The 10,816-nt window shown below is 27.9% G+C and carries 10 protein-coding genes; 1 reads left to right on the plus strand and 9 read right to left on the minus strand.

Going from position 1 to position 10,816, the window contains the following annotated elements; translation table 11 throughout:
• Positions 1-27 precede the first annotated feature (27 nt).
• On the minus strand, positions 28-1,485 hold the full coding sequence (locus BUB01_RS21465) for a glycosyl hydrolase family 18 protein (RefSeq protein WP_072993457.1): 1,458 nt from the start codon (positions 1,483-1,485) through the stop codon (positions 28-30).
• Positions 1,486-1,751: 266 nt separating this feature from the next.
• Here BUB01_RS21465 and BUB01_RS21470 point away from each other — a divergent pair, with 266 nt between their 5' ends.
• Positions 1,752-2,351 (plus strand): L,D-transpeptidase family protein, encoded by a 600-nt coding sequence (locus tag BUB01_RS21470; RefSeq protein WP_207650007.1) that lies wholly within the window; start codon positions 1,752-1,754, stop codon positions 2,349-2,351.
• 76 nt (positions 2,352-2,427) lie between these two features.
• Here BUB01_RS21470 and BUB01_RS21475 read toward each other — a convergent pair whose 3' ends face one another.
• From BUB01_RS21475 to BUB01_RS21510, 8 genes are all read right to left on the minus strand, one after another.
• Positions 2,428-3,342 carry a sensor histidine kinase gene (locus BUB01_RS21475; RefSeq protein ID WP_072993465.1) on the minus strand — a complete coding sequence of 305 codons (915 nt, stop codon included), beginning with the start codon at positions 3,340-3,342 and terminating at the stop codon, positions 2,428-2,430.
• A 19-nt stretch (positions 3,343-3,361) separates the two neighbouring features.
• A complete protein-coding gene (locus BUB01_RS21480) occupies positions 3,362-4,105 on the minus strand; it encodes an ABC transporter permease (RefSeq protein WP_072993468.1) in 744 nt (247 codons plus the stop codon).
• Positions 4,098-5,021, minus strand: coding sequence for an ABC transporter ATP-binding protein (locus tag BUB01_RS21485; protein ID WP_072993471.1), 924 nt, complete (start codon positions 5,019-5,021; stop codon positions 4,098-4,100). The genes BUB01_RS21480 and BUB01_RS21485 overlap by 8 nt, the downstream gene beginning before the upstream one ends.
• A gap of 140 nt (positions 5,022-5,161) precedes the next feature.
• The gene (locus tag BUB01_RS21490) at positions 5,162-5,857 is read right to left on the minus strand and encodes a response regulator transcription factor (protein WP_143152551.1); all 696 of its coding nucleotides are present in this window, start codon (positions 5,855-5,857) and stop codon (positions 5,162-5,164) included.
• 344 nt (positions 5,858-6,201) lie between these two features.
• Positions 6,202-6,903, minus strand: coding sequence for an arginase (locus BUB01_RS21495; protein ID WP_072993477.1), 702 nt, complete (start codon positions 6,901-6,903; stop codon positions 6,202-6,204).
• 185 nt (positions 6,904-7,088) lie between these two features.
• A complete protein-coding gene (locus BUB01_RS21500; protein WP_072993480.1) occupies positions 7,089-8,819 on the minus strand; it encodes a methyl-accepting chemotaxis protein in 1,731 nt (576 codons plus the stop codon).
• A 258-nt stretch (positions 8,820-9,077) separates the two neighbouring features.
• Positions 9,078-9,869 carry a sulfite exporter TauE/SafE family protein gene (locus BUB01_RS21505; RefSeq protein WP_072993483.1) on the minus strand — a complete coding sequence of 264 codons (792 nt, stop codon included), beginning with the start codon at positions 9,867-9,869 and terminating at the stop codon, positions 9,078-9,080.
• A gap of 102 nt (positions 9,870-9,971) precedes the next feature.
• A partial coding sequence (locus BUB01_RS21510; RefSeq protein ID WP_207650008.1) for a PTS system mannose/fructose/sorbose family transporter subunit IID occupies positions 9,972-10,816 on the minus strand: 845 nt, incomplete at its 5' end.

Genomic DNA, 10,816 nt, shown 5'->3' on the forward strand with positions numbered 1-10,816 from the left:
ATAAAACCTCTTATACTTACTAATATTTTATTTTACAACTTCCCATAATGCTTTACAGACATCTGGTGTCCAATCTTCAAGTGCTGTATGAGCTTGTAAGCACTTATACTTTTCTGCATTATATTTTATAACATCACCTACCTTATAATTAACCTTGCTTGTCCACTCAGATTGAAATTTAGCTGTCCATAGTGTACTTGCTGCTTCTGGTGTCCATCCCTCTAATGCTTTATGTCCTAAAGTACATTCATATTCTTTACTGTTGTAACTAACAATATCACCTATTTTATATTCATTATCTACCTTCCATAAATCAAAATTTTTTTTTAATAGGCCCTTATACATTACATCAAGTAGCTCACCTCTAGAATCTTGGGTATATTCCCAACACATTATTCCACCTAACTTCTTATCTTTTATATAATTTACCTTTTCACCTATTGATTGTTCATCCTCATAAGAAATAAATATGTCACCATTATATAAATAAGGCATCTTAGCTTCATCATCCCAATATCTTGTAAATCCATTTTTATTTATATAATCATCTTTTAATCTAGTAAAACTTAACTTCATATTGTTTGAACTTTTAAAAGTTTGGAATAACCCATTATTTTCATTTTTGACACCATACCAGTCTTGTGAATAATTTGGTACCCCCAATACTAATTTATTAGGATCTATTCCTGTTTTTAAAAATGTTTTTATAGTATCATCCCCTGTTGTTTGCCAATTAGGATTTTTAGAAGATTTATATAATCCACTTGCATGTCCTGTGGTTGGCGACCAACTGCCTTCATATGCATATCCCATCAAATAAATTTTATCGACTAACTTAGATATTTTATCAAATTCTATATTATCTATTGACCATCCTCCTACTGGAGATGCATAAGTTAATAAATAGTGCTTTCCATCTTCTTTTCCTAGCTTGTCCAAGGAATCTCTAAAATCTTGCATAAGTAAGGTATAGTATTCCCTCTCTTCTGGCTTCTTATTTTCTGGTTCCCAAGGTAAACCAACAGGAACTTCCCAGTCTACATCTACTCCATCCATATTATATTTCACTAGCAAATCAGTTACATCTTTTATAAATGCACTCCTTCGTTCCTTTGTCTTTGACATTTCTCCAAACTTCTTTTCAGCATCTCCACCCAAAGATAATGAAACTCTAAGATTAGGATATAAACTCTTTAATCTTTTTACCTCGTCTAAACTTGTTGTTTTATCTGGAATCTCCAACCTATAAGTGTTTTCATTTATCCTTCCAAAGGCTATTATAATATCTGTTAATTTATCACCTTGTATATCCTCAGCCTTCCAATATCTGTATAAAGGTAAATAACTAACTATAACATTTTTATCTTTTGTTTGCTGTATAGAGTTACCATCTTTTAACTCTACACCTTTTGTATTAATGTTGGTTGTTGAAAAAACGCCTAGAAAAACTGTAGTTGCCATTAAAATACTTAATACTTTTTTCATGGTACACCTCCAATTTAATCAAAGTAATAAAATTACTTTAATTAAATTTTATACCATTAATGTATACCTTTTCAATAGCTATTTATAAGCTTTTATAAATATTTTTGAATAATTTAATGCAATTTTTCTAATGCTTATATAGATGATTAAATTATTTTAAGGTAAGCATAGGTGATTTTATGGAAAAGTATAAAAAAATATTTATATGCATTCTTTTTTTTAGCATGCTTTTTATTATTCCTCCTACTAAAGTTTATGCTTTTAATATGGCTGCACAAAAAAATTATATTATTTTTATTGATATTAATGAACTTACATTATCACTGGTTGATAAAGAAACAAATAAATTCGAAAAAACGTATCCAATTGCCATAGGTAAATTAGAAACTCCATCTCCTATGGGGCAATTTAAAATAGCAAATAAAGCTATAAGGAAAGAACCCCAATTCGGAAATTATTGGTTGGGACTTAGCGTTCCTTGGGATACTTTTGGAATTCATGGAACTTCTAGACCTGGATCAATCGGCACAATGGGTTCTAATGGATGTATTAGAATGTCTAATGGGCATATAAAGGAAGTTTTTTCACTAGTAAATATCAATACTTCCGTGATTATCTATAGTGGTCCTAATTGGCTTTTTTCCCCTTACGTTAGAACTATTAAGCCAAATTGTAAAGGTGCAGATGTATATGGAGTTCAGAATAGATTAACAGCTCTTGGCTACTATAATGGTCCTATAGACGGAATATATAATTACAAGCTAGAATTAGCTATTTCAAAATATAGAAAAAATAATAACTTTAATGATGGGAATACAATTGATGAAAAACTTTTAAATCATATGGGAATTATAAAATTTGAATAATTACATAAGAATAAAGTGTCTACTCTACCACTTAATGAATAATTGACAATTGTGGTTGAAAGGCACTTGTTTTCATTTATTTGAACTCTTTTATCATCTTCCAAATTAAAGTTATTCTAAGCTTATCACTTATTAACTCTGATTTTATTTCATGCCCCATTTGATTAACTAATTGTTTTGTTATAGCTAAACCAAGACCTGTTGATTTTCCTGTTCTAGCTCTATCTGCTGTAAAAAATCTATCAAATAAGTGCTCCGCATCTTCTTTAGTTAAGTTCTTAGCAGTATTTTCAAAAAAGGTTATAACCGTATCTTCTTGCTTTTTTAGCGAAAATACCACATCTCCTTGACCATACCTCAAAATGTTTTGTATTAAATTTGATATAACTCTCTTTATAGCTACCTCATCACCAATTATAAAATATGGTTTTTCATCTATTTCTACTATTGGATTTATATTAGCCCTTAAAAAATCATTATAAAAACTTCCTAAAACCTCACACATTACATTACTTATGTTTATAGATGCCATATTAAATTTGTATTCATTTCCCTCTAATCTAGACAAATCATAAAAGCTACTTATAAGTCCTTCTAGGTCTTTTGTTCTATTCTTAACTATATTTAGATATTGCTTACGTTCCTCTTCCTTTATATTATCATCTTCAATTAGTTGAATATACCCCATTATTGATGTTAAAGGCGTTCTTAAGTCATGTGACATATTTGCTATAGCTTGCCTAACCTCTAAATCTATATTTTTATGTTCCGCTTCTGATTTTTGCTTTTCTTCTATACTTTTATTGATTTCTGCTATAAGGCCTTTAATTTCTTTATTTGAATTTGTTGCTAATATTTTTGAATTAGTCTTTGTTCCGTTTATTTTTTTCAATTGATTCTTTATATTTCTGATTTCCTTTAATGATAAGGTATAAAGGGTAACAACTATCCCTATAATCGCTAACAAAACTATAATTACAAACAACTGCATAGATATTACCCTCCTGATTTTATTTAATTTCTTTTTTGTTCATATAGATAATGGATAAACCTGTAAATAAAATAATATATATTATTCCCATAGTAATTGCGTATAATATATTATTTTGTTTTAATCCTTCCTGCACAATATCCTTTAATTTATTAGTAATTAAAATATTCTGTACAACGTCAAATTTACTCCAGAAAAATGTAGATACTATCTCAACTGCTACTTTATCAAAAATAATTATTACTAGATATAGCGTAATAGCTATATTATTATTTTTAATTAAAAAAGATAATAATGTTAACATACATATACATGCAATCCAAAGTGGTGTAGCTAGCAACATTTTTTGAAATCCTAATACTATAACATTTACTACATTAGTGTTTACTCCATATAAAGAAAAATATAATACAAAAAATATACTTAGTATTATAATTTGTGCTATAAATGCAAAAATAACTGTTGTTATAATTTTTCCAACCACCATTTTGGTTCTTGACAATCCAAAAGTTAAAACATTTCTAACTGTATCAGTTTTATTCTCTTCAGCTGTAACAAAATCAACAAACCCTGCAATTATAAATGTAGGTACTATAATACCAAAATCCAACATAGCAGATAAAGCTTCAGTCCGTGAATCTACACCTAGTATTAAAAATGCTATATTAGCTAATATAGCTAATGCAACAAATATTGATGTATACATCCAAAAGTATTTTCTATTAAAATTTCTATAAAGTTCTGCATTTATATAATTAAGCATTTTTATTACCTCCTACTAAATTCATAAAATGTTCTTCTAACTTTAAACTACTTTGATTTAGTGAGAATAATAAAACTTCATTCTTAACTAAAGCTTCTGCTATCTTTTCTGGCATATTAACATTATCATATATTCTTATTTCATTATCATTTAAAACTTCATATTCCTTACTATTTAAATTATTTTCTAGAATAGTAACTGCTTTTTTAGGGTCATTTACCTTAACAGATATATATTGCCTACACTTTTCACTTAATTGTTTAGCTGATATTTGTTCTAAAAATTCCCCATTATTTATAAATCCATACTCTGTTGCTATATGTTCTAATTCACTTAATATATGACTAGAAATTACTATGGTAGTATTCTTTTCCCTATTAAGCTTTAAAAGTAATTCTCTTAACTCCACTATTCCAGATGGGTCAAGTCCATTTATAGGTTCGTCTAAAACTAATAAATCTGGATCCGCCATTATAGCAAGAGCTAAGCCTAACCTCTGTTTCATACCTAATGAAAAGTTTTTAAATTTCTTATTACCAACATTTTCAAGACCGACTAAATCTAATACTTCATCAACACACTCTTGTTCAACTATTCCTCTTTGCATTCTGTAATATTCTAAATTTTTTTTTGCTGACAAATAAGGATAAAAGCTAGGTGTTTCTATCATACACCCAATTCTTCTTCTAGAATTATTTAATCCTTTAATAGAACTTTCTCCAAAAAGTTCTACTTCTCCATTTGTGGGTATAGTTAATCCACATATCATTCTAAGAATAGTAGTCTTACCAGCCCCATTTTTCCCTACTAATCCATATATGCTTCCTTTTTTAACTTCTAAACTTATGTTATTTACTGCATTATTGTTTTTATATCTTTTAGTTAAATTTTCAGTCTTTAATATTATTTCATTCACTTTAATACCTCCTTAAATGACAATCCAAATTTTAATTTGGCTAATAACCAAATTTCTATATTCTTATATTAAATCTAAATATATAAAATACTATAAGAAAATCCTTAAGAAAGTATTAAGATTAAAACTTTAAAGCTTACTTATTCTCCAAGCTTATATCCAATTCCCCATACAGTATGAATATATTCATTTTCTTTATCAAATTTAGCTATCTTAGAACGTAAATTACTTACATGAACATTTATCGTATTATCATCACCTAAAAATTCATTTTTCCATACTGTTTCAAATAGATTAGCCTTGGTAAAAACTTTGTTAGGATAACTTATTAAAACTTCTAATATTGATAGTTCAATTGCTGTAAGACTTAAGGTCTTTCCTCTTACTGTGGCCTGCAAAAGTTCTTTATCAAAAATTAATTCTTTATATTTAAGCAAATTCTTTTCTTCATTACTTTTTGAAAATAACATATATCTTCTTAGTTGTGCCTCAACCCTAGCCAATACTTCTTTAACATCAAACGGTTTTGCTACAAAATCATCTGCCCCTAACTTTAATACCTCTATTTTAGTATCTTGCATTGTTTTTGCTGATATAACTATTATTGGCATAGTCTTTAACATTCTTATATCTTTTATAAGTTCTTCACCAGTAACTCCTGGTAACATCAAATCAAGCAATACAAGTTGAAAATCATAATACTCAAAACACATTTTTGCTTCTGAACCTGAAAAAGCCTGTCTGACACTATACCCTTCCTTCGTTAATATTTTACAAAGTAAGTTGTTTATATCTGCATCATCTTCAACTACTAATATATTTATATTTTTTGTAATATCACTCATAAATTATCTCCTTAACCTTATTTTAAATTAATATTTAAATATACCCTTAATATCAAAACTTATATAACTATACTTAATAAATTATTTTATATTTTATTTTATCATAATTAACCATATTGTTGAAATATATTCTATTTGTTGATACTGTATAACTTTTCATATTTGGATTATACTCAACCTCATAATAAAACCTATGAAATTTATATAATAAATATATTATTTCATAGGTTCTATAATTAAACTATTATTTTCTATTTATTTATATTAAGGCCTTTAGCTATTTTGTAATATAAATTTCTCTTTCATATTAAATAAAAATTTGTTATTTATAATACTTAAGCCATTAAATAATATATTCTTTCACCTAACGTTAATCCATCTGGTTGCCATTTCCTCATAGAGCAATCTATTACCTTGTATGGAAGTTTAGCCTCCTTAATAAATTTTAAAAATTTACTATCAAGCCAAGGCGGTGTCCATGCCCCTGATCTACAAATATGTAGCTCTGATATTTCAGTATTTTTTTTAATATTATTAATTGACATAAAATTTACATTATAAGCATTACTTATTTCTTTAAAGTCATCTGGAGATTCTATTGTAAAAGGACTATATATAATATCCGCTTCATTTATATACTTGTCCTTAAAAAGTTTGCCAAGCCAATTAGCACAATTCACTTCAAATTCCAAGGATTCTAATCCACCATATCCTAAATCTGAATGTGCATCAAATAGATAAATACCATCACATTCATTTTCCTTAGCCACATCATAAGCTAATGCATGTGAATCTGATACATATATATGTGCATCACTTTTAAAAACAAAATGTTTATTTAATTCTTTCCAAAAAGTATTCACACCTGCTGATAATAGAAATGCTTTTTTAAAATCTTTTCCTTGTTCCTTAAATTGAAAATACCGCTTGTACCATAAATTAATTATATTTCTATTACTCTCTATATATGAGCCCCAATTCTCCTTCTTTGTGTATATGAAATAATCCCAATCAATAGATAATAAATATTTTTTCATTACATCGCCTTCTTATCATATATTTTTAATATTAATGAACTACTACTTACTCACTATCGTTCATATTATAAAATAAAGGATTTAGCCATCTATTTAAGGTATATATAGGAAAACTCACTTACTATTTTAACACTTTACATTTATAGCAAATGCTTAAAATAACAAACTTATTATAAGAAACATTACTATATTTTAAATTTTTGTACCATTTCATTAAGCTTTTGGGCAAGTTCTGCTTGACTTTGAGCAGTAACTGCTACTTGTTCTATAGCTTTTGTTGTCTCATCCATACTCTCTTTTATCATTTCTGTTTGCTCATTAGAATTTTGAGCTGTTATAGCCATGTTTTGTACTGCTCCACTTACCTGTCCTACTGTAGCTGTAATCTCTTCTGACATAGATGCAATTTCTTCTGACATTTTACTTACAAAATCAGAATCCTCATAATATTGCTTCCCTGTTTCTCCATATCCATCAAATTGTGCATGTACATCATTATCAATAAACTCTAATATATCACTTCCAGTATCAATACTACTTTTGAATGCGATTTGGACTTTACCTATAGTTTCTTGTATATTTGATACTGCTTGTGAAGATTGTTCTGCAAGTTCTCTAACCTCTTCTGCTACTACTGCGAAACCTTTTCCTTGTTCTCCAGCCCTAGCTGCCTCTATAGCTGCATTAAGTGCAAGTAAATTAGTCTGTTCTGCTATACTCGCTATAGTATCAGCCATAATTTTTATACTCTCTACTACTTTCCCATCTTCAATTGCTTTTTCCATATTCTCTTTCTTTTCAATAGCTACTTTTCTAGTTTTCTCTATAGCTTTTTGACTATTATTCTTAACTTCAGTAGCTCTTTCTTTAGCTTTATTGGCATTATCGCTTCCATCCATAGCTTTTTGTGAAAGAACATTTATACTTGAGTCCACTTCCTGTATAGATGCACTTATTTCCTCAGTAGAAGCTGTCGCTTCTTCCATTCCACCTGCAATGTTTTTAACTGCATCATCTATTGTTACAACCTTTGAGGTTAATTCTTCCACAGTTGCTGAAAGTTCTTCAGAAGATGCACTTATATCTTGAGAATTATCCATAATTAATTTAACTAAATTGCTTACATTTTCTTGAGCTTTATTTAACGCCCTTCCTGTTTGTCCAAATTCACTTTTTGTCTTAACAGAAATTGGAGATGAAAAATCATAATGCGCTAATCTTATTGCAAAGTCTTTTATCTTATTAAGTGATCTCTCAATATCTTTTGCTATAAGTAATCCAATTAAAACTGCAATCAAAACGCTTGCAACACTTAATATACTTATTATTTTATTCATTCTAAGATATGTAGAATGAATATCTTCATTATGCATTTTAGACTCATTTAGATTTATTTCTATCACTTTATCTAAACTTTCAAACATCTTTTCTCTTACTTCTGGTATATTTTTATATTGTTTTTCTACTTCATCAAATTTATTCTCATCTATATACTTAACAACTTTTTCTCTTAGAATTCTATATTCTTTTAATCTGCTTTTAAAATCTTCAAACATTTCCTGTTCTTTAGCTGCTTGTCTTCTATTATCTATGGTAGGTATTTTTTCATAACTTTCAATATATTTATTGTTTTCAAGCATATTTTTTTCAATATCTTTTTCTAATTCTTCCTTCTTATTTGAATCGCGTACATATATTAATTGCAATACATCACTTTTAATTTCTGTTAAGTTTTCTTTCATATCTGTAAGCATATATACACTTTGTAAATTATCATTATACATTTCCTCGGCATTTTTGTTTACTTGTTTAAGTGACACAACACCTACTACTCCAACTATCCCAACAAGTATAGCTACAATTAAAAATGATATAATTAGTTTAGTCTTTACCTTTATATTTTTTATAAAGTTCATTTGTTTACTCATCCCTTCCTATTAAAATATTATACTTACTCCCCTTTTTACAATAATCAGCTTAATTCTATCACATTCGATTATAAGTGACAAATTAATCCACTGAATTGAATTAATTTGCACTTTCAAAAACATTTTATAATTTATATTGTATATACTCATATAAAAAAAGAATGTATAACATTTTCCTACCTTGTTTAAAAATCCAAGTATAAAAAAATTTATACACCCCTTATTTAATTAACAATAGTGAACAAATTATCCAATTAACACCATACCTATTTTAACTATATTATATATATTTAGAAGTATTAAAAATAATAAAAGAATGTTAAATACTTTAAGTATTTTATTAGATTCTAGTGCCCTATTAAGCTTTGCTCCAAATACTCCCCCAAGTATACCCCCAACTATCATATAAGGTAAAACACTTAAATTATAACCAGAAAGTCCTGTGGTTGTAATTATTTTTGTAAGTTTTGCACCTTGAGAGAATAATATTGTTAATATAGAATTTACAGCCGCTTCCTTAGTATTCATAGAAAAGAAGAGAATTAATATACAAACATTTATAGGTCCTCCTCCAATACTCAAAAACGAGCCTAAAAATCCTAAAAATAGACCTATAATCATACAATAAAATAAATTCTCAACATAATAACTTCTATACTTGTCCCTGTTATTCATATATACATATACAAATACAATAAGAAGCGCTAATATTATATTCTGAAATAACGCGACTATTTGTCCATTAGTTGCTTTTAAGATAATACACATAGTACTATCTCCTAATATACCTCCAACTACTGAACCTATACCTATTAACGTTGTTTTCTTTATATCTATTTTAAATTTATATCTAATCTGTTTTATAATAGAAACTACTGACATAGAAAAAACTGTGAATGAAGATAAAACACTTATGGTTGATACGTTATAATCGCCTAAAAAATCTAATATTGGCTTTATTATAACGCCGCCACCTAACCCTACCATGGATCCAATTGTTGTTGCTACTAATGCTATTAAAAAATATAAAATCGTCATATCTATAACCTCCATGGAAAATATGTAATTAAATTTGCTGCAAACCAAAAACTATAATTTAAATAGAATTTGTTTTGCAGCATTATTTTTGTAAAATCTTTATTAACCTAAAATTTTCAAATTGAAAGATACTATTGATAAAATTATTAATACTATTATTACTCTAGTTGAGTTCATATTCTTTCTACCTAATAACCAATAAGTTAATCCAACTATAGCTAATGGTACTAAGGCTGGCATTATCTTATCTAACATTTCTTGTGCTACTAGTTTTACTTTTCCTGATGTATATACATATGGTACCTTTGCTTTTATAACTGTTGGTATTAAACCTCCTATTACCATAAGTCCTAACATTGATGCTGATTCCGCTACGTTTTTAAGTACTCCACCTATTGATGATACAAGTTTTACCCCTTGCTTATATCCTGCCTTTATAAAACCTTTACTTATAACTATTTTTACTATGTTTGCTATTATCCATAAATAACATCCTATTGAGCTACCTTGTAGCGCCATATATGCTGCTATTGACCCAAATACAGTATTTAAAGTTACTCCAAATAACGTATCTCCTATTCCTGCTAAAGGTCCCATTAATCCAGTCTTTATAGCTGCTACTGCATCTTTTGATTTTGCTCCCTCTGCTTCTTCTATAGCTAAGTTTGCTCCTAATATAAATTGTCCCGTTACTACATTACAATTGAAAAATTGTAGGTGATTTTTTACTGCTTCATTTAATTCATCTTCTTTTTTGTATATTTTTCTTAATGCTGGCATCATTGCGAAGCAGTATCCTAAACCTTGCATTTTTTCATAGTTCCATGCTGTTTGTGATGCTAATAACCATCTTCTAAACACTTTATTTATAATTTTATTATCTAATTTCTTATCATCTAAAATTTGAGTTTCTTTTTCTACTACATTATTCATCTTCATCTGCACCT

Source organism: Clostridium cavendishii DSM 21758, from assembly GCF_900141845.1.
In the GTDB taxonomy this organism is placed as follows: Bacteria; Bacillota; Clostridia; order Clostridiales; family Clostridiaceae; genus Clostridium_AG; species Clostridium_AG cavendishii.